This is a genomic window from Coleofasciculus chthonoplastes PCC 7420 (assembly GCF_000155555.1).
Taxonomy (GTDB): Bacteria; Cyanobacteriota; Cyanobacteriia; order Cyanobacteriales; family Coleofasciculaceae; genus Coleofasciculus; species Coleofasciculus chthonoplastes_A.
Genome location: NZ_DS989860.1, coordinates 79,525 through 104,745 on the forward strand (window position 1 = coordinate 79,525; position 25,221 = coordinate 104,745).

At 45.7% G+C, this 25,221-nt stretch carries 19 protein-coding genes and 1 tRNA gene; 11 read left to right on the forward strand and 9 right to left on the reverse strand.

Going from position 1 to position 25,221, the window contains the following annotated elements; genetic code table 11:
* Positions 1 to 3: 3 nt before the first annotated feature.
* The 5 genes from MC7420_RS24500 to MC7420_RS24520 all read right to left on the reverse strand — a co-directional run bounded on the left by MC7420_RS24500 (position 4) and on the right by MC7420_RS24520 (position 6,406).
* Entirely contained in the window at positions 4 to 1,797 is a 1,794-nt protein-coding gene (locus tag MC7420_RS24500; protein WP_006103788.1) for an LA_3751/LA_3752 family putative glycosyltransferase, read from the reverse strand.
* A gap of 238 nt (positions 1,798 to 2,035) precedes the next feature.
* Positions 2,036 to 3,355 carry a DUF2330 domain-containing protein gene (locus MC7420_RS24505; protein ID WP_006103735.1) on the reverse strand — a complete coding sequence of 440 codons (1,320 nt, stop codon included), beginning with the start codon at positions 3,353 to 3,355 and terminating at the stop codon, positions 2,036 to 2,038.
* 137 nt (positions 3,356 to 3,492) lie between these two features.
* On the reverse strand, positions 3,493 to 4,383 hold the full coding sequence (locus MC7420_RS24510; protein ID WP_006103727.1) for an RnfABCDGE type electron transport complex subunit D: 891 nt from the start codon (positions 4,381 to 4,383) through the stop codon (positions 3,493 to 3,495).
* Between the two features lie 172 nt (positions 4,384 to 4,555).
* Positions 4,556 to 5,512, reverse strand: coding sequence for an alpha/beta fold hydrolase (locus MC7420_RS24515; RefSeq protein WP_006103791.1), 957 nt, complete (start codon positions 5,510 to 5,512; stop codon positions 4,556 to 4,558).
* 168 nt (positions 5,513 to 5,680) lie between these two features.
* On the reverse strand, positions 5,681 to 6,406 hold the full coding sequence (locus MC7420_RS24520) for a hypothetical protein (RefSeq protein ID WP_006103833.1): 726 nt from the start codon (positions 6,404 to 6,406) through the stop codon (positions 5,681 to 5,683).
* 565 nt (positions 6,407 to 6,971) lie between these two features.
* Between MC7420_RS24520 and MC7420_RS24525 the strand changes: the two genes are divergently transcribed.
* The 6 genes from MC7420_RS24525 to MC7420_RS24550 all read left to right on the forward strand — a co-directional run bounded on the left by MC7420_RS24525 (position 6,972) and on the right by MC7420_RS24550 (position 11,757).
* Complete coding sequence (locus MC7420_RS24525; RefSeq protein WP_006103871.1) at positions 6,972 to 7,508, forward strand: GNAT family N-acetyltransferase; 537 nt, start codon at positions 6,972 to 6,974, stop codon at positions 7,506 to 7,508.
* A gap of 59 nt (positions 7,509 to 7,567) precedes the next feature.
* Positions 7,568 to 7,641 (forward strand) — tRNA-Pro (locus tag MC7420_RS24530).
* Positions 7,642 to 8,129: 488 nt separating this feature from the next.
* Positions 8,130 to 8,864 (forward strand): Tic22 family protein, encoded by a 735-nt coding sequence (locus MC7420_RS24535; protein ID WP_006103761.1) that lies wholly within the window; start codon positions 8,130 to 8,132, stop codon positions 8,862 to 8,864.
* 37 nt (positions 8,865 to 8,901) lie between these two features.
* Positions 8,902 to 9,831 carry a peptide chain release factor N(5)-glutamine methyltransferase gene (gene prmC, locus MC7420_RS24540; RefSeq protein WP_006103728.1) on the forward strand — a complete coding sequence of 310 codons (930 nt, stop codon included), beginning with the start codon at positions 8,902 to 8,904 and terminating at the stop codon, positions 9,829 to 9,831.
* Between the two features lie 136 nt (positions 9,832 to 9,967).
* Positions 9,968 to 10,585: an L-threonylcarbamoyladenylate synthase gene (locus tag MC7420_RS24545; RefSeq protein ID WP_006103877.1), complete on the forward strand. Its 618-nt coding sequence runs from the start codon at positions 9,968 to 9,970 to the stop codon at positions 10,583 to 10,585.
* Positions 10,586 to 10,737: 152 nt separating this feature from the next.
* Positions 10,738 to 11,757, forward strand: coding sequence for a sensor histidine kinase (locus MC7420_RS24550; RefSeq protein WP_006103827.1), 1,020 nt, complete (start codon positions 10,738 to 10,740; stop codon positions 11,755 to 11,757).
* Here MC7420_RS24550 and MC7420_RS24555 read toward each other — a convergent pair.
* Positions 11,702 to 12,172 (reverse strand): GNAT family N-acetyltransferase, encoded by a 471-nt coding sequence (locus MC7420_RS24555; RefSeq protein ID WP_044209503.1) that lies wholly within the window; start codon positions 12,170 to 12,172, stop codon positions 11,702 to 11,704. The two genes, MC7420_RS24550 and MC7420_RS24555, sit on opposite strands and share 56 nt — an antisense overlap.
* 951 nt (positions 12,173 to 13,123) lie before the next feature.
* Between MC7420_RS24555 and MC7420_RS24560 the strand changes: the two genes are divergently transcribed.
* Positions 13,124 to 14,572, forward strand: coding sequence for an amino acid permease (locus MC7420_RS24560; protein WP_006103806.1), 1,449 nt, complete (start codon positions 13,124 to 13,126; stop codon positions 14,570 to 14,572).
* Positions 14,573 to 15,461: 889 nt separating this feature from the next.
* Positions 15,462 to 19,514 (forward strand): amino acid adenylation domain-containing protein, encoded by a 4,053-nt coding sequence (locus MC7420_RS42885; protein WP_006103841.1) that lies wholly within the window; start codon positions 15,462 to 15,464, stop codon positions 19,512 to 19,514.
* Between the two features lie 130 nt (positions 19,515 to 19,644).
* On the opposite strand, the gene MC7420_RS24575 is transcribed toward MC7420_RS42885, so the two are convergent.
* Both MC7420_RS24575 and MC7420_RS24580 read right to left on the reverse strand, forming a co-directional pair.
* Positions 19,645 to 21,639: an HsdM family class I SAM-dependent methyltransferase gene (locus tag MC7420_RS24575; RefSeq protein ID WP_006103731.1), complete on the reverse strand. Its 1,995-nt coding sequence runs from the start codon at positions 21,637 to 21,639 to the stop codon at positions 19,645 to 19,647.
* A 6-nt stretch (positions 21,640 to 21,645) separates the two neighbouring features.
* A complete protein-coding gene (locus MC7420_RS24580) occupies positions 21,646 to 22,794 on the reverse strand; it encodes a hypothetical protein (RefSeq protein WP_157453311.1) in 1,149 nt (382 codons plus the stop codon).
* Between the two features lie 310 nt (positions 22,795 to 23,104).
* Here MC7420_RS24580 and ndhC point away from each other — a divergent pair, with 310 nt between their 5' ends.
* From ndhC to MC7420_RS24595, 3 genes are read left to right on the forward strand one after another with little or no spacing between them, the layout of a single operon-like run.
* Complete coding sequence (gene ndhC / locus MC7420_RS24585; RefSeq protein WP_044209505.1) at positions 23,105 to 23,467, forward strand: photosynthetic/respiratory NAD(P)H-quinone oxidoreductase subunit C; 363 nt, start codon at positions 23,105 to 23,107, stop codon at positions 23,465 to 23,467.
* Positions 23,464 to 24,207 carry an NADH dehydrogenase subunit K gene (locus MC7420_RS24590; RefSeq protein ID WP_006103763.1) on the forward strand — a complete coding sequence of 248 codons (744 nt, stop codon included), beginning with the start codon at positions 23,464 to 23,466 and terminating at the stop codon, positions 24,205 to 24,207. The genes ndhC and MC7420_RS24590 overlap by 4 nt, the downstream gene beginning before the upstream one ends.
* Positions 24,200 to 24,736 (forward strand): NAD(P)H-quinone oxidoreductase subunit J, encoded by a 537-nt coding sequence (locus MC7420_RS24595; RefSeq protein ID WP_006103872.1) that lies wholly within the window; start codon positions 24,200 to 24,202, stop codon positions 24,734 to 24,736. The genes MC7420_RS24590 and MC7420_RS24595 overlap by 8 nt, the downstream gene beginning before the upstream one ends.
* A gap of 121 nt (positions 24,737 to 24,857) precedes the next feature.
* Here MC7420_RS24595 and MC7420_RS24600 read toward each other — a convergent pair whose 3' ends face one another.
* Positions 24,858 to 25,043 (reverse strand): hypothetical protein, encoded by a 186-nt coding sequence (locus MC7420_RS24600; RefSeq protein ID WP_006103859.1) that lies wholly within the window; start codon positions 25,041 to 25,043, stop codon positions 24,858 to 24,860.
* Positions 25,044 to 25,221 lie beyond the last annotated feature (178 nt).

The following is a 25,221-nucleotide window of genomic DNA, read 5'->3' on the forward strand; positions in this document are numbered from 1 at the left end:
ACTTTATTTCTCAAGGATTAATGCATCATAGATGGGATACTTACCAAATTCCCCTAATTTAGATAATTTAATCCTAAATTGATTATTCCCTTTGTTAAAGGTTCTATTTGTTGGAGGATATTTTGGGGGTTGACAAGGCTGATAAGGATAACAAATATAAGTAAATTCATGATATCCTTGATCAATTAAGCTTTTACCTAATTTGACTAAATCATCATTCGTTTCTGCCTTGAAAAATATTTTTTTATTCTCTAATCCTCGTTCTATCGATTGAGCAACAAATTGATGCGAAACAGCAATTATTTGGTTTTTGTCATTTTGTAAAGCTTGAATTGCTGGTAATACTTCATTATAATTCTCTTCTAAATAAATTAGCCCTAAATAAGCATTTTTCTGCATACTAACAATCAACAGCATACCAAATGCAACTATACTGATATACTTTAAACCCACTTGCGAGACATTCAGGATAAACTCTAACTGCTTCGTCGCTAACAAACAAATAATCGGCACAAGCAGCAATAAAAACCTGGCTCCCCATTGTTTACCGCCAGCAATTAAACCCGCCGTTCCCTCTGGCACCATTAAGGAGACGAGGATGATAAAGAGTAATCCACCGCCATAAATTAGGATCATTTCCCAATTCAACCTTACATCATATTGCTTCAGCCACGCCAGAAACAACAATCCCGCTAAAACCAAAAGCCATAAAACTTTGTACATCCTCCCCTGAATTACCGCAAGTCCAACAAAAGCCGTTATCCCAAAACTTAATCCCAACAGAACCATCGTTGGTATCGTTAACCGCCTGTGGGAGTTTCTACCCAACCCAAGCAACAGGTAAGCAAGGGCAAAAAAAGTAATCGGAAAAAACTCAAACAGAGCCAAGCTTAATCCCTGAAAATTCTGCCATCCTCCTAACAGTCGCTCAGATAAACCTGTTTCCTCCACCACTTGAATCCCATGGATACCCAAAGGATGGTTATAAATGAGTTTATTCGAGAGAAAGAACAAGCAAACCGTGGCAATTAGACTAATCGCAAAAATTTCTTGGTGTTCCGTCACATAGGATAGCTGACTCAGATTAAACCACTCAATCCTAAACTGTTGCCTAACCCAATTCCACAACGACACAGCATAGACAAAAACGATAATCAAACTCACTAACGCTAAAAATTCAGGTCTAAACCAAACTGAACCGCCAATGAGAATACCGCTAACGATAACCCGCCTAATCGATAGCGGTTGATTTTGTCGAGGAAAGAAGAACAACGCTAACCCTAACCATGCCAATACCAAGGCGAGAGTATGCTCCCAATACATCGCACTGTAGAGGGTTAACGGTGAGGCAAATATTAAAACAATTAAAGCCACTGATGCAATCGTCTGGGACAATTCTAACCGTTTACATACCCAGTAACAGGTTAACCAGATTACCCAGGTTGACACCAGCGGAATAATATATAATCCGCGATAGCCAAACAAAGCCTGGAAGGGAGCCGTTACCAGGGGGAAGGTATAGGGAAACGTAATAAAATAGCGATCATTGATATAATAAACAAACGGTTCTTCAAAGGGATACAACCCATTCTGCCAAAGTTGACGTACCCAAGGTAAGGAAGGAGACACCAAATCAAACCGAAATTGACCTTGGCTCAACTGTTTCGCCAATAACGCCTTCAATCCCGCATCACCACTAAAGAAAACCCCCTCAGGTATTAGCCATTGTAGGTACAAGGAAAATAAAATACCAACACCAATAATAATGAGAGGTAACTTATAGTCTTTTATTGTCATTTTTGATATACCGTAGGGTGGGCAATGCCCACCAACCTTAAGTCAATACCATTCAATTTAAAATACAATGCACTATTTAGGCAGTGATTATCTATATTATCCTAGATCAGAACCCTACAGATAGGCAGCATGTCAGGTTTACACGCCATACCCCAGTTACCCCAATAAGTTGGGTTTTGTCCCTCAACCCAACCTACTGGCGTTGACATGCATTCTATAGATAACCATCACGCCCTCGTTAATTCCAAATCCTGCGCCACCAGCGATTCGGTTTAGTCCCAGGAATATCCATTTTCCGACGAATATCGCCAATTTGCCATCCCGTCAGCTTGGCTAATGTCTGCGCCTCTTGTTCAAATCGCTGATTCAACGTCCGTTTATACTCATCAGCGGCGGGACAATTCATTTCCCCGGTGTAAGGATGTCGCAGTACATATCGACCTTGAAAATTTTGCCGACTCCCTGTTTCTTGAAACATTAAATCTTCGGGAAATGTATCACGAGTGTAGCGAACGTGTAAACGGCTAATAAACACATTATTCGGTGCATTAGAATCCAACCAAAACACACCCGCTTGCTCTAATTCATCCCGGCTTAATGGGTCAGCTGCACAGGGATCGCACCATCCCATATCCCAGGCATATTCTAAAAATGCCACTTTTTTCTGTTCTTGCTCATACGCCGTCTCAAACATGGCTTTATAGAATTGATCAAACTCATCCTTAACAAATAGAGGAAGTCCCACATTAGACGGGATTTGAACCGTGCGATAATTCGTGACTTCTGCTTGACCGTTGCGGGATAAAATATAAACAATTAAATCTTGCTCAGTAGTAGCATTAATCATCCCTAAACGAATCGGTAACATAAAACGCGGCGATTCATAAGCCATCTGTAAAGGGCGAAGTAATTGAGAACCCCCTGATTCAAATTCTTTCAGATTAACTTTCGCCACAAAAAACTTCATATTTTGGCGAATATAAGGTTGCAGTAGCCGACTAGCACCACGGGGGATGCGATAATCATTACGCCTTAGCCAAGTTTCCAACCCATCGGATTCTTTAGCACTAAGAATTAAAATATCGTATTCGCCAACCGAAAAACGAGATTCTATCGTAACACCTAAAGCACTATCTCCCCGATTTCCTGCACTATTATCTGCTGATGATGTTACTCCTCCCGATAAAGAGCGAAGTTCCCTTGGTGCAGGAGGAATACAGGGATTCGGATCAAAATATTCCACCAATCGCGGCGCACTAAACCCATCCAGTCGTTCGATAATCTTCGGATTTGCTACCTGTACCTGTTCTTGTTCTAGAACCACGGGAACAGGCACAACCACGGCAAAATCTTTAACATCGCCTTGATAGTCATTCGCCATCGTCAAAATTGTGCGATCGCCATCCCGTGCGATAATCACTTGAGAGGCTTGGTTATAAAGCTTTGTATCTGCTTTGGCTACATAAAATCCACAAAAAGCCAATGCTTTTGGCGCAAATATCATGATGGCAAAAACTGCCAAAGCTAACGCAATTAATACCTGTAATAGCTTTTTCATCATTTCCTCACATTTTCGTCATTGGTCATTGGTCATTGGTCATTGGTCATTCCTAAAATATTAGCGTAGAATTAAACAACTTAATGAGAATAAATTTAACCACATTAACTTACTTGCTGAATTTTTCTATTTACCAATCAACCGTCACCTGAAAACCTCCAAACAAATCTTGGTGATGACCAAATCCAATCCAACAGTAGTGTTAGGGGAGAAAGGACAAATAACGCCCAGAAAACTGCTGTAGACATAAAGAAATGATTTCGCAGAATAAAGGTTAAAATCGCAATACTGACAGCCCAGAGTAAACGACTCACCCTAGCATTGGGAATTGAGCGAGGATCAGTTAACATAAACAGGGCAAACAACAAAAACGAGCCACTCATCAACCGATGCGCCCAGACATCCCACGTCCAGCCCAACCAAAGATTGCGAACAGCTTCGAGTAACGCATAAGCACCGAAAAAAGCCGCCGTTGTATCCCAACGCCCCACCCGTTTTAAAATCATGCCCCCAGTTCCGGCAAATAATAGAATATACCAACCCCCCTCTCCCCACTGTCCTGGAGAAACCCAGGCATCCTTTGTCAGGATTAAAACTGAAATTATGCCAAAATTAGCCGGATTTAAAAAATGTTTGCCTTGGAATCGAAACAGAAATTTACTTAAAATCGCCAGTACCCCCGCCAAGATCATCGTGCTGTACTGATCGACTCGCAGGAGTAAACTTAACCCCAATGCCGTAATCATGGCACTTTTGAGGGATATTAGGGACGTTTTGAGTGTAGAGACGTGCCATGGCGCGTCTGTAGGGGCGGGTTTAGGAGTAACGTTTGTGCAAAACCCGCCCTGACGGAGTTTTGACTTAGAGATAGACCAAAGCTTAAGGCTAATATACTGGGTCAGCAAACAAGTCGCGATCGCAACACCAATAAACTGAGGCTGTAATGTCCAATCTCTCGTGCCAATACCCAATACCAGAAAGAGTGAGAGAAACAGAATCTGATAGTCTCTGGGATCATGTTGCTGCATTTGAGTAGAAAAATAGGGAAAGGGAAAGGAATTCAGATGCCAGCCCGGTTCTGAACCTCCAATCCCTAGGAAAGCGATCGTGTACTGATTTGTGCCTGTAATCCTGTTGCCAGTATGTCCTCCCTCGATCTTTACCTCTGACTTGTTACAGTTTTTGTAACTGTACTTAAGCTCAACTCACAGACTCCGCCAAAATCCTGCGAATTTGAGTATCTACAATATTGGGTTGTTCCACCATTGCCAGGTGACCACAATTAGGAATTTCAATCACATTAGCACCGCCATTTTGAAAAAGCTTATGGAAGCTAGCCAGATGGCGTACATATTTAGGAGCCATTACTCTATCATTCGCACCTGCCAAAAAATACACAGGCTGCTGAAGCTGTGAAACCATCTGAGGCAAACGGTGAACTTCAGCCTCGGTTGTCGAATCCAAGAGACTCCTCAGTGCTGCTTCTGGGTGAGCCACAACAAAATCAATCACCCGTTGTCGTCCCCAACGACGTGCCAGGGGACGCGCCACCTGTGCCCGTGTAAACAGTACATCAATCAAGGGCAGATAACATAACCACTGAGGGCGGCGTTTGACTAACTGTTTCCCTACATTCCGAAATCGTTCAAACTCTTCTTTCAAATAAATGCCACCCCCCGCATTCAGACAAATCACCCCCTTGACTCGTTCTGAAGCCACTGATGCGCCCCACAAGGCAATACTGCCACCTAGAGAGTGACCAATCAGCCAAGCGTTATCGATATCCAGCTTTTCGAGTAGAATACCCAAGTCCCTAGCATAAGCCGCAAGGCTGTAGTTACTGGCTGATAAACGAGTGGCATCAACGTCTGCCGATGTTAATGCCGCATTATCCTTCGCACCCGCCCCGCCTGAGGTGGTAGCCCGCGAAGCCGATTCGGTTTTTGGTGGTTTATCTGTTGGGGATTGAGAATCACCAAATCCCCGCAAATCATAAACTAAACATTGATAATCATCATCTAATCGATCAATCAGTGGTTGCCAATAGTTACGACTTAAAAGCCAGCCATGGATAAAGACCAAAACTGGGGAAGAGGATGCCTTGGGAGGCGTTAATTCGTAGGCGTGGGTAGCCCCTAGAATCTCAATCGTTGCCATATATCCATCCTATCCGAGAATTGGGACAGGTGGTGAAGAGGGTGAGGGGGAGCTGGGGGAGCTGGGGGAGCTGGGGGAGCTGGGAAGTTATAGCAACCGCCATGGCTGTTAGGACACATCATTACATCATTTATGTAGAGACGCGCCATGGCGCGTCTCTACTCAGGGTCAAAACCGACGCCCTAATAGTCTTTGTCGAACACTTTCGGCAATTTTCTGACCTAAATATTCGGGAATCAAGTTCTCATTGGGACCGAGCAAGTAGAGAATAAGGCGGGTACGTCCACGCCAGACGAGTAGGTTAGCGTTGACGACGAGTAAGTCTTCTTGCCAGACGGCGTACATTACCTTATAAAATAATCCCGGCTGGTTATCAGCTTCAATTAACAGGGCGGGTAGATGAAATACTGGATCGACATAGAACTCAGTTTCGACTTGTTCTAAGCCAGCATCCAGATTAAATTCCACCGCCAGCATTTCTTCGACTTCAAAACGTCCTGCTAACGCCTCCCGAATGGCACGGCAGACATTATCGGCTGTTTTTGGGGTTAGGGCTTTGCTACCACGGGATACGACTAGCTTAATGAACACCAACATGGGGGGATTGATTTGACCATGAAGACTCAGGCTGTGAATCGTCAGTCCATAAGCCGCTAAAACCCCGAAAATATCGCTGAGGAGAAAAGACTGGTTACGGTAGGCAAAATGTAGAGCGCTTTTCGAGCCTTCGGGTTTGATCTCAATAACGACACGCCGAGTTTTGTAGAGTTTATAAGCCAGTCTCAGGTTTTGCAATTGGATCTCACTACTGACAAACTGCTCATAAAATTCTGGAAACGCCCGGTTGAAGCGCTTCAGCAGTTCTAGTGTTGATGATTTCAGACCCGCAGCCATAAGTAGGGGGAGAAGGCGTTCGCTTTGGTTAAAAGCTTTTAGGATAGACCAGCAAGCTCAGCCTCAAGGCAAAAACCTGCCGTATCTGGTTAATCTCTCACAAATTCGGCACAATAGCCTCAGTCTAGCTAAAGAAGGTCTTGCCCTGAGTCACGATTTGCCACTGACAGCCAAACTTTAAGTGTAGGCGATTAGCGTAGGGATAGGGTCAAATTGGGTGTTTACATAAGACGTTGTTGCTTGGCTGTAAGAGCAAGCTTTGGTCATAATGGTTATCGGAGCGTATTGCGCCAATTGTGGTACGATAAGCATGTCAGGTGAAAGTTGTCCTACCGGGGGTCACTCCGAAAGTTGTGCATGATCAGAGACAACTCCACACACTGACTTGATGGAGTGCAGTGTGGGGCTTCTGAAAGCCTTTGTCATTAGCCTGAGTGCTACCGTTCAAAACGTCAAAGTTTTGAATAATCGTCAAGCTAACCCGTTAGATACGTCTAGCCTTAATTAGCTTGGGCTAGGTCTTGTGTAACGGATAACCAGTATAAAATGCTATAGCCACATCGGCATGGGTTTTTGGAAGAGCTTTTTTGGCAGTGCTGACACTGCTTCGACATCGACAAAATTTGAAGGGGATACCATTTCAAACTTCAGCGAGTCTCCTGCGTCTGGCGATCGCGCTGATAATGGGCGTATCCTATTTAGTACGGATCGAGAATTTGATTTGTATGAATTAGAGGAGCTTTGCGACGCCGTGGGTTGGTCAAGACGACCGATGCGGAAAGTTCGTAAAGCGATTCAATATAGTTTCCTTGTCGTGTCCATGTGGCAACAGCGAGGGAACACGAGGCGTCTGATTGGTTTTGCCCGGGCTACGTCTGACCATGCATTTAATGCCACAATTTGGGATGTGGTGGTTCACCCCCAATTCCAAGGTAAGGGGCTGGGTAAGGCGTTGATGAAGTACACTATTAAGAAACTTCGCAGTGAAGATATCAGCAATATCACTCTCTTTGCCGATCCCCAAGTGGTCAATTTTTATCGGCAAATGGGATTTATGGCTGATCCCGAAGGCATCAAAGGCATGTTCTGGTATCCTGACTAATTTTTGTGCGATTGAGACTGGGCAATTTGGACGCTAAGGTATATTATCAAGATATGCATCGGGATGTAGCGCAGCTTGGTAGCGCGCCTGCTTTGGGAGCAGGATGTCGCAGGTTCAAATCCTGTCATCCCGATTTTTTAGAACAAGTTATAGCAGTAGACACATCGATTAGGACTTTCGGCATCTTTGTAGAGAGGTTGCATGCAACCTCTCTATATAATAAATGATATGTCCTAACAGCTATGGTGGTTGCTATAAATTAGAGCAAATAAAAACAAAGGGATCGGCGTGGTTTTTAGTTAATCTATTATAGTAACATTAACTCAAATCTTAAACAAGTGGAACTCTAGGGAATTGAACCCAGTCAGTTTTCTTAACTCAGACAAGACTAGGAACGTTCAGGTTTACCTGACTCAACTCTCGTCACTGGTGACAGCTAAACGTCAATCGTAACTATCGTCACTATCGATAGTGCCAGGAAAACAGCCTAGCTCAAGATGGATAGACTCTATCTTACGATTTCAAGCGATTTCTTCAATTCACGAGAGAGATGTCATCATCAAGTGAGAGCGGTATCCTAGTTTTAATGAGATAGTACGCGAGAATTCAAGAGGCAATTGTATGAAATCATTAGTTCGCTGGAGTGCAACATTAGGCTTAGTGGGGACTACCCTCCTAGGCTCCTTTTTGGGGGGAAATCTGCGGGCGCTGGCTTTGACCGAACAGCAGGTGATGGAAAAGTTACAAACCGTACCTGTATTTACGGTTACTGATGGAGAAGGCTCACCCTTAGTCGCCTCTATTCCTAGTCAGAACAATCAGAATGAAGCAGTTGCAGGCGTCTTTATTAGCCAGAGGGATGCAGAAGCCTTTGTGGAACGATTGAAGCGGGAAAAACCTGAGTTGGGGAACCAAGTCCGGGTCGTGCCTGTATCATTAGCAGAAGTCTACCAACTTGATCAACAGAGTCAAAACCAACCGAATGGTCTAGATTTTGCCTATATTCCAGTGCAGCAGCAAGTGCAGTCCGCCCAACAGCTTCTGGGTCAAGGGCAAGAATTTCGGGGTGTCCCTCTGTTTGTGGCAAAAGGAGGTCAACAAGGAGGGTATTTAACGATTCAACAAGAGGGTCAGCAAGTCATTCCCTTTTTCTTTGACAAAGAGCAGTTACAGAATTTGGTCAACCGCTTTAAGGAACAACAGCCTAACCTGGCTTCGAGTGTTCAGATCCAGGTTGTGCCGCTAGAGGGTATTATTAATACATTGCAGACTCAGGATAACCCTCAACTTGAGCAAATTCTACTCATTCCTTCGCAAGAATCTTTACAATTTTTGCGTCAATCCTCTTCTCAATAGATCTAAATTAGGCTAAAGGGAATCAGGTTAATTACTCATGGCTACAACGCCAGAGCCATCCTCTAGGACATTGGCAGTATCGGGTCAAAACCTCTGGCTGTGGCGACAAGAAGCCCGTCGGTCGGCTGTAGAGGCTGATATCCCTGTCGCTGAAGTCGATTGGTTGCTTCAAGAGGTCGCAGGAATTGATCCTCTATCGCTGCGCCTAGAGTCGTTTAAGGCGCGATCGCACATCGAATTACGTTATCCGCTGCCAGTTCTTACTCAACTCTGGCAGCGGCGTCTTTGTGATCGCTTGCCTGTACAGTATTTAGTGGGGATCACTCCTTGGCGGCGTTTTTCGCTGAAGGTGTCGCCTGCGGTTCTGATTCCTCGACCGGAAACGGAGTATTTAATTGATTTAGCAGTTAGTGCGACGGGACAAAGTGCAACACCCCAACTCGATGCTGGACAGTGGGCAGATTTAGGGACAGGGAGTGGTGCGATCGCGTTAGGATTAGCGGAGGCGTTTCGGAGTGCGACAATTCACGCCGTTGATTACAGTCATGATGCCCTCGCGATTGCCCAACTGAATGCTCAACAGCTAGGATTTGAGTCAAGAATCCAATTTTATCAAGGGTCGTGGTTGTCCCCCTTGGCATCACTCAAAGGTCAATTGAGTGGTATAGTATCCAATCCTCCCTATATTCCTAGAGATGAGCTACAACAGTTACAGCCAGAAGTCCGAGATCACGAACCGCTTATGGCACTGGACGGGGGAATTGATGGTCTAGACTGCATTCGCCACCTGATTAGGACTGCTCCCGATTACCTGCGTCCTGGAGGCGTTTGGATAATAGAAATGATGGCAGGACAAGGTGATACCGTTGCTCAGTTGTTGCATCAACAGGGACGTTATTGTCAGATTCAGATTCTCCCCGATTTAGCCGGAATTGACCGTTTTGCTTTGGCGTATCGACAGGAATAATTAGTAATTAATAATGAATAGCTGATACGTGGCTATTGATAGGTCAGACAGTAAGACAAATTTTGACTTTTGTCTTCCTTTCTCAGACAATATTAAATATTTCCCTGAAACTCTTGGAGTATTATATAACCTCAATATGACTCATGTCTTCATGTCTGCCCTAGTGGCTGGCGCTAATTCTGGTCAGATCGTAAGCTTTCCCACCGATACGATACCCGCTCTCGCTGTACGACCGGATTATGCAGAATTGATATTTACGCTGAAGCAGCGAAGCAATAACAAACCCTTAATTTTAATGGGTTCATTCCCATCATCACTTTGGTCTTATGTCAAGGGGACAGACGCCGAATTAGAGATTTGGCAGCAAGTGGCAAAGCACTATTGGCCCGGAGCCTTAACCTTAGTGTTACCCGCTTCGGATAAAGTTCCGGCGGCGATGAACCCCACAGATCCGACCACAATTGGCTTGCGGGTTCCCGACTCTAGAGTCGCGATCGCAATTTTGTCCCAGACGGGTCCTTTAGCTACGACGAGCGCCAACGTCTCTGGGAAACCTCCCTTACATACAATGCCAGAAATTGAGGCAGAGTTTCCAGAGGTGCTGACGCTTCATCCCACCGAATCCAAAGAATTAGAGGAGCGTCACCCCTATAGCAAAGGCGCACCCTCTACGGTGGTGAAATGGACAGGAGACGGATGGCAAATTTTGCGCCAAGGCGCTGTCTCATTCGACTGTTCCCTGTCTAAGGGGTGATGACTCTTGGGAAAAGGGGCTATGCTTGAGCTGAAAGCGGGTATGGCAAAACTAAAAATAGAATTCATTAGTCTACTACCCCAGCCAAATAAAAGATTGTGGATGGGGAGTCCCGCGAATTACGTTGAAAAGTTTGAAAAAATATGGGCAACATGGAGCTGATCTATCTGGTAGTCGGTATTGTCATGGGACTTGTTGTCAGCCGCGCTACTCGTTCCAGCAAACAGCCAGAAGGTTCAACGATACCAGAACCGCAACTGTCAAAACCCGAGGAATCCCAGCCAGCTAAGGCGGAACCTGTGAAAGAGACGGAATCCGTGAAAGAGACGGAACCCGTGAAAGAGGATGAACTACAGCCTCTGAAGCAGGAACTCGAGCAAACCCGACTGGCTTACCAAATGGCGCATGAAATGAGCCAGTATAAAGCTGGCTTCTTGGCGCGGACATCCCACGAACTGCGATCGCCCCTGAGTAGTTTGATGGGGATGCATCAGCTCATTTTGTCCGATTTGTGTGACTCACCGGAAGAAGCTAAGGAATTCGTGGCTCAAGCCCATATCTCGGCGCAGAAGATGGTAAAACTTTTAGATGAGGTGATTGCTGTCGCCAAAACGGAACACGGTACTAATCGTTTAGAGACTCGCCCTCTGCAATTAAGCCAATGCTTTGAAGAACTCGAAGTCCTCACCCACATGCAAGCCGGGAATCGTAATCTGCGGCTGAAAGTGATTTCCCCTGACCCAGAAATAGAAGTCTTAGCTGATCCCCGGCGTTTTCGTCAGGTATTAGTGGGAATGGTGGACAGCGCTATTGTACAAATGGAAGAAGGGACAATTCAGGTTTCTACAGCCAATTCTGACAACCCCCAGATGGTGAATATCTGGATTGATGTAGAATGTCCCAACTCGATTTGGTGTGAAGCCGTTGATTTACTCTCCGACACTAATGACTCAGAGGAACAGGAAACAACCTCATCCACTACCTCACCCGGTATGAATTGGTTGATGGTGCAAACCTTGGTGGAGATGATGAAGGGACGCTTGGAACTATTACCGATTCCTGGGAAAGAACCAAGCGACGATTCAGTTACAGACACTTGTATCCGGTTACAATGTTCTATGCCTCTAGCAACTCCGGAGATGATCGAGCGGGTGTTGGCAGAGCAGTCATGAGCGGTTGATTATATAGCACCATTGTGGTTGTGGTGTTACATTCAAAGCCAATGCGTTCGTAGAAGCGTTGTTGATGAGTAGTCATTAAATAAACTCGCTCAACCCGACACAGTTTGGGGTGACTAAGGACGGTTTCGACGAGCTTGCGTCCCAAGCCAACGCCGCGATAGTCGGGGTGAATGACCACATCCCAAATCGTGGCGCGGTAAATCCCATCGGAGGTGGCGCGAGCAAATCCAATCAGGCGTTGGTCATCCCATACGGTAATTACAGGTTCACTATTGGCGATCGCGATTTTCCAGTCTTCAATGCTACGATCCTTCGCCCAGAAAGCATTGAGGCGAAACAGAGCCTGGAGTTGGACATAATCGATTTGAGCGGCGCGATCGCAAAATTGAATAGTACGGCAATCCATGTTTACCTAAACTCCTTTTTGGTGGTCAAAGGTTATCTCACTCGTGATGCAAATGTCTCGATCTTTTCAGTTAAAGATGTACCCCATCTCAGTTTGGTTGACTTGGGGAAAAACCTTCCGAATTTAGTTAGTTTGGAGACGACTCACCTGAGTGTTAATTGGTTTTAGGGTTAGGGTAAATTTTATCGGGACTCAGGTGGGATGATTGATTTTCTGTCCTATTGTGAGTTGACGATTTAATTTCTTTCACCAAAAATTGTAGCGTTTCTAACAATAAATGCAAGAGAGAAAAACATTTTTTTGTTAGGAAATTATAACATTTAGCTAGCTTTAAGCTGTTCGGCATTTAAACCTTAATGTCAATAATGGTGAAATCCTTGTAGTGCGTTTAGCGAAGCCATGCCGCAGGCTTTGCATCTTGCTCGCTACTAATACCCAATTTAAATGCATGACAGCTTATCATAATTGTCATTGGGTGTCAAATTATTGGCAAACTGTTGTAGAGACGCGCCATGGCGCGTCTCTACTTTATTCGTTACACAATAAAAAAAATGGCATGAATCGCTTCGACAGCCTGGAATCATTTTGTCATACAACTATCAAGCTAAGTCCCGTATTTGCGTAATACACTTTGATTGATTTTTCTAAGGAAATACCTCTATGTCAACACTTAAGCCAGCTTTGCTGTCAATCCGGATCTGTATTACGTTTACCCGAAGAATGAAATGATGCGGTTAAAGAACTAGATGGGACTTGCTTTTCTCTCAGCAAGCAACCTGGTTCTTCGCAATTAGCAATCAGCAATGAACGGGCGGCATCCGTTTTTTCTCTCAACTGGGGAAAAAAGGTCAGGAAACGCCGCCCAATCTGGTGAGCTTAACCAATCAAATGTTTGAGCTGAATGAATGGTTATTGGGGTGCAAGGTAAACAGTTGAGGATAAAGTTTATCGATGCAACATTCTCAAGGTATTGCTACTTACGAAACAGTAAATAATGGTTATATCAGACGGCGACAACTTCAAGGAAATGCTGGTAGTTTACTCTTATGGGGTTTAGGGGTTGGCGCTGTTATCTCAGGTGATTTCTATGGTTGGAACTATGGTTTAGCCGCCGGAGGATTCTGGGGGTTTAGTATTGCCGCTGTCTTGATGGCAATTATGTATCTCTGTTTGGTCTATAGCAGTGCTGAACTCTCAGCCGCCCTCCCCCATGCGGGCGGATTCTATTCGTTCACCCGTTATGCCCTCGGTCCTTTTTGGGGTTTTATTTGTGGGGTTACCGTCACGATTGAATATGTCCTCGCAAATGCGGCGCTGGTGTTCAGTTTAAGCAATTACCTCAAGCCCTTATTTCCAAATCTGCCCAGTTTTTTTATCTGGGTATTTGCCTACGCTGTTTTTTTGGCAATTAATATCCGAGGTTTTGAACTGAGTGTGACAGTCTGTCTTTGGCTAACCATCATCGCGATGACAGTATTAGCCATCTTCTATGTGAGTATGCTGGTATCGGGTGAATTCAATTTTGACCTGCTGTTTAATATTCCGGCTGAACCGGGACAATCAGAAACCTGGTTACCAAATGGCTGGTTTGGAGTGTTTGGCGCGATTCCTTTTGCAATTTGGTTGTATCTGGCGATTGAACAATTACCGATGACGGCAGAGGAAACCGATGATGTGCCTCGAAATATGCCAGCGGGAATGATTTCTGGTATGGTTACCCTGATTATTCTGTCAATTTTCACCGTAGTGATTAACTCCGGTGTTGGCGGGGGCGCGGTGGCGATTGGGCAATCCGATGCTCCCCTGCAAGATGGGTTAGAGGCTTATTTTGGCGCCGGCGCAACCAGTACCATTGTCACAGCACTGGCGCTGATTTGTGGTTTAATTGCCAGTCTCCACGGTAATATGTTTGCTTACGGACGGATTATTTTCTCCCTATCCCGTGCTGGGTACTTTCCCCGCTGGTTATCAGTCACAAGTAAAAATCATACCCCCCATCGGGCATTAATTGCCGGGGCGACGATTGGATTTATCTGTGTGCTACTGGTGAGTATCGGTATTCAAGCTGTCGATGCTGTGATTTTGAATATGGCGGTGTTTGGGGCATTAATTTCCTATATTTTGGTCATGGTTAGCTACATGAAGCTGAAAGGGAATCCCTATTTACCGAAACCCTACGAAAGCCCATTGGGAACAGCAGGAGCATTTGTGGGTTTGGCTTTAGCCACATTTGCTTTAGTTGCTTGTATTTCTATCCCTGATTACCGAGGCGGTGTTTGGGGGATTGGCATAGCGCTGATTGTGGCAAGTGTTTACTTTTTAGTGTTCCGGAGTAATCGACTGGTGGCTCAAGCCCCGGAAGAAGCGACGGCGTTGGGATTAACGGGGTATCAGGATTGACAATCTACCTTTTAGAAAAAGGTAGATTCTATGAAACTTTCATTCCATATATCCCAGGTGAAAGTTAGGGTACTGGTAGAGATTTGCCATGGCACGTCTGGGAGATAGGGGAGTCGGGGCGGGTTTAGTCGCATCTGGGTGAGAGAACAAACGATAGTAGTGAAACCCGCCCCTACACAATTCCCTGTATCTGGTTGTGATGTAGAGACGCCAACCTAGTGCAAGAAGGCAGAAATAACGCCAGCAGCTAATATCTCCCCCCGCTTCCCCTGCTCCCTCTGCTCCCCCAGCTTCATCGTATCTACGAAGCTGCTCAAGTATTTTTGCATAACAGCTTAGGGTGTCTCTATTTGTTTGAGAAACATTATTGTTTATTTCATTTATTCTATTTTTGTTAAGTTAAGATACATTATTGACGCCAGTGGATCACTATACCCTCAAGCGCTAAAAACTTCATCAAGAATTGATGTTCATTTTTAAAGACTTAGTAAAGTTTGCCTCATCTTGTTGATCAGAGGAGAGGATTAGAATATTATACGAAAAGAGAAAAATACAAGTCATACAACTGTATTACAGGCTACAAAAGCCGACTAACTCACCCGTGACAGATACTCTATCCATCTGGTATCGCTATGGCAGAAGAAATTGATGACGTCTTGAGACCACTGTCTAGGAAATTCAACAGTTTATGTCATGCTCTAGTGATTTGACGATGTAATTGATCAACCAAATTGCTGAATTAAATTAGGGCAAGGGAAATAAGTAGGTGACACTAAAAAAATTGACCCCTCTATCAAATAAAACAACAGCGAATAGCTAGATTTTTAGTGGTGTATCACCGAATTACCCCTCAAAAAAGACCACTGTAAACCTGTTTCAAGGGGAAATTATGATAGAGCGTTCCTTTCAATCATCATTAGAAATTGAGCAATTCCACGGTGTTCCTGATACAAGCAAAAAACGTGAATTACAGCAGCGACTTGAACAGTTAAACCAAACTCAAACCTACTATCCCGCCGATTACTGTATTCATCAGTTAATTGAACAAGCAGAGCGTCGCACACCGGACAAAATCGCGATACGGTTTGACGGGCAAACCCTAACCTATCGGGAGTTGAACCGCCGCGCGAACCAGGTTGCCCACTACTTACAAACGCTACAGGTTAGACCCGATGTACTGGTGGGGATATGTCTAGAGCGATCGCTCGATATGGTCGTTGGTTTATTGGGGATTCTCAAAGCTGGAGGTGCTTATGTTCCCCTCGATCCCGCCTATCCTCAAGAACGATTAGCCCTGATGATTGAGGATTCCCAAGTCACCGTTCTCGTCACCGAACAAGACCAACTGATAAGATTACCCGACACCCAAGCCCAAGTGGTTTGCTTAGATAGCGATCGACAGACCATTACCAAACATAGTCCAGAGAATTTAGACAGTGGCGTCACCCCCGACCATTTAGCCTACACCATCTATACCTCCGGCTCAACCGGGAAACCCAAAGGCGTCCAAGTGCTGCATCGTGGGGTAGTAAATTTCCTCACCTCAATGAGTGTCGCCCCCGGACTCACCCCCAACGACACCTTGCTGGCTGTCACCACCATCTGCTTCGACATTGCCGCATTGGAACTGTATTTACCCTTAATTGTTAGCGCAGATATTGTCTTAGTAACGCGAGATGTCGCCGCTGATGCAACTCAGTTAATCCCGGTTTTGCAAGAATCCGGGGCTACCGTCATGCAAGCCACCCCCGCCACTTGGCGGATGTTATTAGCCGCAGGGTGGCAGGGAAATCCCCAGCTTAAAATTCTCTGTGGGGGGGAACCCATGTCCCGCGAATTGGCGCGTCAACTCTTAGAACGCAGTGCTTCCCTGTGGAATATGTACGGACCGACGGAAACCACAATCTGGTCAGCCGTGCATCAGGTAGAATCGGCGGACAAGACTATTCCCATCGGTCGCCCCATTGCCAATACCCAAATTTATCTAGCTCATCCTGAGCAAAACTCATCAGACCCGATTAAATTTGTCCCCGTAGAAGAACCGGGAGAATTACTAATTGGTGGCGTTGGTTTAGCACGAGGCTATCTTAACCGACCTGACTTAACTGATGAACGATTTATTCCCGATCCCTTTAGTCCAGAACCCGGTGCCCGTCTCTATCGCACCGGAGACTTAGCCCGATACTTACCCGATGGGACTCTGGAATGCTTAGGACGCTTGGATCACCAAGTCAAAATTCGCGGCTTTCGGATTGAACTGGGTGAGATTGAATCCGCCCTCTATCAACATCCGGGTATCCGAGACGCGGTGGTTGTCGCCCGTGATGATAGTTCGGGCGAAAAGCGCTTAGTTGCCTATCTCGTCAGTGACTTAGACGTTGAAAATGTTCCCCTAGAAACAACGTGTTGGGTGGCGTGTGAGGGGAATCCAGAAATTGAATTAACCACCAGCAATTTCTCAGTCAATAGTATTCGTTTGCTTCATGCTCCCACCTCCTGGCGAAACGGTCAATCCTTGACGCTGCGCTGTCAGTTTCCGGGTGTCTCCGATGCACTTCAACTCACCGGAACCATCGCTACAAAAGCCCTGGAATGGGTCGATGTTTGCCTAGACACCACCTCCAGCCAACGGACAGGTTTACGTCAGAGTATCAAGCACATCGCTCAAACCCAAGGATTAGTCGTTCATGACTTGCGCCGCCAAGAACCCCGCACTCCCCTAACAATTAATTGTCTGGCGGAATTGGAGTCCGGAGAAAAAGTCCCAGTAATGACGCAAAATATCAGCCAAGAGGGGATTTGCTTAAAGGCAACAACGGCTAATCCTTGGCAAATCGATCAACGCCTATTACTCCGATTACAATTACCCGGCGGCGAAACCCCGTTATGGTTGCAAGGTGATATTGTTTGGCAGTTTGAAGACTATGTTGGCGTCAAGTTTGATACCACAACCAGCCAGAAGGCGAAACTCCATCGCAGCTTAGGTAATTTGCGGACAGAACCCCGTATTCCCCTCCAGATAAAAGGTATGGCGGAATTTGAATCGGGTCAACAAGTGGAAATAATCACGCAAAACTTCAGCCGCAACGGGATTAGCTTAAAGGCGCTGACTCCTACATTTTGGCACAACAACCAACCCGTACTTTTGCGGGTAAAACTGCCAGGAGTGGACAATCTCTTGTGGCTGCAAGGCACTGTAGCTTGGCACGCTGAGGAAAATGCTGGGGTGATTTTTGAGACGACAGCTACCCAGCAGGAGCAAATCTATCAAAGCCTTGAGCATATCGTCAAAACTCAAGGATTGTCGCTGGCACAGTTGCGATCGTTCCTGAGTGATAAGTTACCTACTTATATGGTGCCCTCCACCTTTGTGCTACTGGATAGCCTGCCCCTAACACCCAACCGTAAAGTCGATCGCAAAGCGTTACCTGACCCCAACCAAGCGCAACAGGTAGCTCAGGATACGTTTGTCGCACCGCGCACACCCGTTGAACAGGAGTTAGCCCAAATCTGGGCAACTGTATTAGATGTTGAGCGCGTCGGTGTGTATGACAACTTCTTTGAACTAGGGGGACATTCGCTGCTGACGGCGCAACTGTTATCGCAAGTGCGAGAACAATTCCAGGTGGAGTTACCGTTGTTTGCTCTATTTGAAGCACCTACAGTGGCGGAACTAGCTCAAACGATTACCGCTAAGACTGAGGTTGATCCGTCTCACCCTGAAGGGGATGGGACAACGGTGACGGGTACAATCGCGGTCACGAATTTAGTCAACGATGCGGTTTTGGATGAGACGATTTATCCAGAAAAGCCTTATCGTCAACCGGACACGGCACCGGAAAAGATTTTGATCACAGGCGCGTCAGGTTTTCTCGGCGCGTTTTTATTGCGGGAATTACTCCAGCATACGAATGCTACCGTCTATTGCTTAGTCCGTGCCAAAACGCTGGAGGCGGGACAGCAAAAAATTGCCGCGAGTTTCAACCGTTATTTACTTTCATCAGATAAGTTGGAGTCGCGAATTGTCCCGGTGTTGGGTGATTTAGCTCAACCGAGGTTGGGACTATCAGAGTCGCAGTACGAAGCGTTAACCCACGAAATTGACTGTATCTATCATAATGGGGCATTTGTCAACTTAATTTATCCCTACAGCGCCTTGCGATCGGCTAATGTCCTGGGGACTCAGGAAATTCTCAAATTAGCCAGTAAAACCAAGGTCAAACCCGTTCACTTTGTCTCGACGCTGGATGTGTTTCAATCGCCGCGCTATGCTCAGATGTCGGTGATTTTAGAACAGGATGAGTTGGAGTCAGGGGATGACCTGTCTGACGGTTATGCTCAAAGTAAATGGGTGGGTGAGAAGTTAGTTAAACAGGCACACGCACGGGGGATTCCGGCGTCGATTTACCGACCGGGTATGATTACCGGACATAGCCAAACCGGGGCGTCTCAACAGGGGGATCTAATTGACCGATTAATTAAAGGGTTGATTCAATTGGGGAGTGCGCCGGAGTTGGATTTAAATCTCAGCTTGACTCCTGTAGACTATGTGTCCCAATCTATTGTCCATCTGTCCCAGCAACCGGATTTATTTGGTCAAGCGTTTCACTTGGTCAGTCCGGAGATGGTATCCTTACGGCAACTGGTGGACGAAATTCGGGCTATTGGTCATCCGATTGAATGGATGGATTATTCTACCTGGCAAGACAAGCTGGTTCAGGTTGCCCGTTCCCAGCCTGATAATGCGTTGAGTCCGTTGGTGTTCCTGTTTACTCAATGGGTGGGTGAAAACCAACGCCCCTATCTGGAAACGGCGGCTTTAGTCTCTCAGGCGTTTGACTCCCAGAATACGTTAGCGGGTTTAGCCGGAACGAATATTGTCTGTCCCTCAGTGAATAGTCAGGTGATTTGGGCTTATCTTGCTTATAACCAATTGGTGTGAATCATCTATAGCAGTAAACACATCGATTAAGACTTCCGGCACCATTGTAGAGACGCGCCATGGCGCGTCTCTACATAAATGATGTATCCTAACCGCTATGGCGGTTGCTATAACTCGCCCTCCTACTGGGTTATTCTTCCTCTGGTTCAGTTGTATCCGTTGTCTCAGCTTCCTCATCAGTTTTTGCTCCACTCTCCAAGATGCGCTGTCGGTCTGTTGGATCGGTGATGTCGTAGAGATTCAGAACTTTTTCGTCAATTTCTGCGTCAATTTGGTCAACTTCATCCAGTAGGGTTTGAATAGTTTGGCGTTTTTGGTCTTCCCAAGCAAAGAAAGCGTTGAGGTCACTTTCTTCTTCTGGAATCTGTGCTTGGTTTTTGATCTCGTCCCAGGTTTTACCCTGCCATTGAGGAACTTTTAGGTAGCCCAACAGATAGCGACGGATATTCTCATCCGGGATTTCAAACCAGAGTTTATTGTTACGCAACACTACACTGGTTGGATATTTGGGTGGAATAAAGACGTTACTGCTGATGGTTTCTTGCAGGTTGCACTTTTCGGGAATGCTAAACAACTGTGCGGCTCTGGCATCAAAAAAATTCAGGGTTGAAAAGTTGGGGTTTTGCTGTTGAATTTCGCTCAAGAGGCGATCATAGGGAATTGCGATCAGGGTGTTACCGTCCCGTTGGCGTTTGATGGTGTAACCCTGTTCTCGCAGTTGGTTGAGTTGGGTGTTTTTGGCGAGGATGCGATCAACTTTTTGCATCAATAAATCATAGCGGATATCAAATTCGTACTTAGAATCATCCATCCAGCGTGTTTGTGGCTGTGTCAATACTTCAGCCCAATCTCTCGTTGTAAGTTTGTCCAAAGTATCACGTATGCCTAATAGGTTGATCTGCACTTTTTGATTTCTACGAGATTTCTCATCATCTTCCTCATTTAGAAACAAGAGTACACAATCTACATTTGCATCCGCCCAAATTCCTTGAGGCAAATCTACAATTTGATAAATTCCTCCTACGTTCAGTAGTTCTCTCCGTAAGGCAGCACTATTTATACCCATAAGATAGGTGTTGGGCGTGATAAAGCCAAAACTTCCATTCTTGGCAAGCAATTCTGTTCCAAGCTTTAAGAAGAAGATATAAGTATCAGGTTTACCGTAAAATACATCAGCATAATCAGCCCGAAGAGTATTTTTGTAGGCATCACTCAGCTTTGCCCCATAGGGGGGATTGGCAACTACAAACGCAAATCCATTGGCATAGGATGTATTAGGAGAACGGCTTTTAATCTGGTCTACTTGGTCGCTTTCCTCTGCAATCAGCGTATTAAACAACGCAAAGCGATAAGTTCCAGCCGGACGAGCCAGAGCATCTACATTGTAAATATGAAAACGTTTGATTGGTTGATGCTGCTGCTTTTTATATGCCAGTTTCACCAGATCCAGGACTTGAATTAGCAAATTTACCTCTGCTAGATAACAAGCAAATGGATTCAGGTCAAAGCCAAACAAATTGGCTTGTACCCGTTCCAATACTGTGACTGGATCATCAATCTGATCTGTATTATTTTTGTAAGCCGACACTAACCGTTTTGCTGCCGCCACCAAAAACGAACCACTGCCACACGCTGGATCAATCAAGCGTTTGTTTTTGCCAATAATGCCTGCACCCGATACATACCCCACCTCATCCAGAATGTAATTGACAATTTCGGGAGGCGTGTAATATTGTCCTTTTTCCTTCTTCTCTTTGCGGCTGACATAAGTGTTGTAGACCGTCCCGACAATGTCCGAATCCACCCCAGCAAAGTTAAAGCGGCTGAGTTGGTACAGTGTCATAATCAACTGTTGCTCATTCAACTGATACCAGTTAAACAGTTCCCGTCCAGTAAAAAAGTGAGCATAAATATTTTGGGCGTTGTTATACGCCATATCCAGCAACGGACTGTAAGGATTGCCTGTCGCAAAGATCCAATAGCGTTTAATCGTTTCCTGCCATTGCTTCATCCCCCCATCTGACACAAACCGATGGGCAACCCGATCCTCGCCTTGAAACAGTTCCTTATCTTCACAAACTCGAATTAACAGCAGCCTGATAAACACCACATACGCCGCCTGCAATGCAAACTAATCTCGTCGTTGGTCTTCACTCAATCCACCAAGCATGGTTTCTTGCACCAAAGCCGTCCAAACCGTGTAATCATCAAATACACGAATATTTGCTTGATAGGTTTGGCGCAGAGTTGCCTGTCGCTGATGCCAACCAAAGACCATATTGGCATAGGAAACTAACACATCATGGAGCGGTGTATAATCCTTTTCTAAAGACGATGGAGTTTTTGGCGGTTTGGCTTTATCCGCGTGTTTACGCTGAAATGCCTGATTTAGCACCCCAAGCACCTGATCAAACAACTCCTTGGGGCTGATAAATGCCCTGGCATCCTGTTCGAGCCGCATCAGCATTGCTTGAATCGCGGCTTGCTCCTCTGCACTCAGACCTACCAAGCTTTGAATACCCGCTAAACTAGACAACACCCGTTCCTGCAACTGTTGAATCTGTTGTGTCGCTGATTCAATAGCATCATCCGTCAGTCGATTAGCTTTATTCAGGTATTCATCATGTAAGGTTAGGTGATGATTCAGCGATCGCCGCGCATCCCCCTTAAGCTCCTCCACCAACGACTGCAACGACTCCACCAAAATCGGCTCATTCCCACCACCATTGCCAAGGGGTAACGCCCGTTGCTGCCACTCCTCCAGATCGATCGCCAGTTCATCCTTTAACCGATCCAGACTGGTAAATGCTTCTTTACCGAACAGATCAAATACATCTCGTAATGCTCTTGTCGTATTATCAGCAAGGCTTGCGGCTCCTCCCTGATTCCATTCCCGAATCGCAGTGGGAAGATCCAAATCAACAATGCATCTAGGCTGACTTGGATTGGAAAATTCCCAAACCATAAACTGTCTACCATTTGTCAGCCATCCGAACCGCAACCCACGTATATAACCCCGTAACTGCGATAGATGACTGTTCGGATCATTCAGATCCAGGGTCAGCGTCAGCGATGTATTTTTGTCCTCCACAATAAAACAAGTGCTGTACACCGGATCGCTTGGAGCAAAATCAGGACGACTACTTTGTTTCTGCTGGTTATAAGCTTGCTCCCCTGGTGCAAAACCCAGTAACTCAAGCAAAGGACTGATAATAGCGTTGTCCACAATAGAGGCTTCATCTCCTCTGCGTTGAGCATCTGGGCGATTTATGTAGCTCAAAAAATCAGCTTCTCTTTTGAAGCTCTTTTGGAATATACCAAAAAAGGCGTGTAGGAACTCGTCAAACATCGGTAGCTCAGTCATAGCTTGTCAATTATAACCAGGTAAGCCTACACTGTCGAAGTGCCAACCAAACAGGCGATCACATTGATAGGTGGTTAATCTATACACACCATAAACGCGATCGCGGAAATCTCATCGTCTCGGAAAAACTTGACCGACTTCAATTTGCAGACAACCCACGACCCTTATAATGGGTAAAAGAATGTAAAGAAGTAATAACGACAAGATTTAGGGACACTTACCTATTGTGTTTGTTCTTAGCGGCTACGAATATTTCCTAGGGTTCTTACTGGCAAGCAGTTTAGTCCCCGTCCTAGCGCTGGCAGCCTCAAAGCTGCTGCGACCCAGCATCCGCTCCCCCGAACGCCGGACGACTTATGAATCTGGCATGGAACCGATTGGGGGCGCTTGGATTCAGTTCAATATCCGGTACTATATGTTTGCCCTAGTCTTCGTGATTTTCGATGTAGAGACCGTGTTTCTCTATCCTTGGGCAGTCGCCTTCAATCAGCTAGGACTACTAGCGTTTATCGAAGCACTCATCTTTATTGCAATTCTTGTCGTTGCTCTCGTTTACGCTTGGCGCAAAGGAGCTTTGGAATGGTCATGAATACAGATACAGCAAACGCTGCTTCCCAACAGCAGCAACCCAAAGAGAAAATTATTAATCCCATCAGTCGTCCTCAGGTGACGCAAAACCTCTCAGAAAACGTGATTTTGACGACAGTAGACGATCTCTACAACTGGGCTAGGCTTTCCAGCCTGTGGCCCATGATGTATGGCACCGCCTGCTGTTTCATTGAATTTGCGGCGATGATTGGGTCTCGGTTCGACTTTGACCGATTTGGATTGGTGCCCCGTTGTAGTCCCCGACAAGCGGATTTGATTATTACTGCTGGCACGATCACGATGAAAATGACACCAGCGCTAGTACGTCTGTATGAGCAAATGCCAGAACCTAAATATGTGATGGCGATGGGGGCTTGTACGATTACTGGGGGGATGTTCAGCGTCGATTCACCAACCGCCGTGCGGGGTGTGGATAAGTTGATTCCCGTGGATGTTTACATTCCTGGTTGTCCACCCCGTCCCGAAGCGATTATGGATGCGATCGTTAAACTTCGCAAGAAGGTGGCAAATGAGTCTATCCAGGAACGGGCAACTCTGAGTCCAACCCACCGCTATTACAGCACCACTCATAGCATGAAGGTTGTACCCGATATTCTCACAGGTCAATACTTGCGGTCTGAAAATCGCCACACTCCACCGAAGGAGTTAACCGAAGCGATGGGAATGCCGGTTCCCCCCGCACTGAAGTCTTCTCAACAGCAGGAGGTCAATCGTGGCTGAAGAAGAGTCCAAAGAACAGACCCAAGAAAATACGGAAGAATCCCCACTCGCTGAGACAGGAGAAGTCCACGGCTGGCTGAAGGAAAACGGGTTTGAAACCGAGTTAATGGAACCGGATCACCTGGGAATTGAGGTGATTAAGGTACAACCAGAGGTCTTGATTCCCGTTGCCACGGCTCTGTATGCTTATGGGTTTAACTACCTGCAATGTCAAGGGGGTTATGATGTCGGTCCTGGCGAAGAGTTGGTCAGCTTCTACCATTTAATTAAGATCAGCGATGATGCTGAGCAACCTGAAGAAGTCCGGGTGAAGGTATTTCTACCACGAGAGAATCCCAGCGTGCCATCTGTCTATTGGATTTGGAAGAGTGCTGACTGGCAAGAACGGGAAACCTACGATATGTTCGGCATTGTCTATGAAGGACATCCCAACTTGAAGCGGATTTTGATGCCGGAAGATTGGGTAGGCTGGCCCCTGCGGAAGGATTATATCTCGCCTGACTTCTATGAATTGCAGGATGCTTATTAATTTGAGCAACTCCTTCCAATCTTAAAAAGTAGTGCGAGCATCTTGCTCGCCTACTTTTTAACAAGAGTAAGTCAAGTCAGACAATAATTATTACAGGTAGCTTTTCGATCCAAATAATTGGTTAAAGATTACTGCTTGATTCAGGAAATGTTCGCTTAAATTCCTCAATTAAATCGTCTAGTTCTTCGAGGGCTTGATTAACATCGATTCTCAGAGTACCTAAATTCGGTTCCTCTAACAGTTTGACGAGAAACTCTCGCTTACTCTCAATGACAGTTATGCGATCTCGCATCGCTTGTGAGTCCATAATTCCTATCCTTTAGTTTCGCTATTTTTCTACATTGGCAAACCAACAATGATATAAGGTGAGGCGTTTCCTCAACCCAGGCATATCAACGATCTGTGGAGAGGTACACCTAGAAAATAGATCGATTTCCTGGGTAGTACATCTGCCACAACTAAATATTAACATGCTGTTGTTTTAT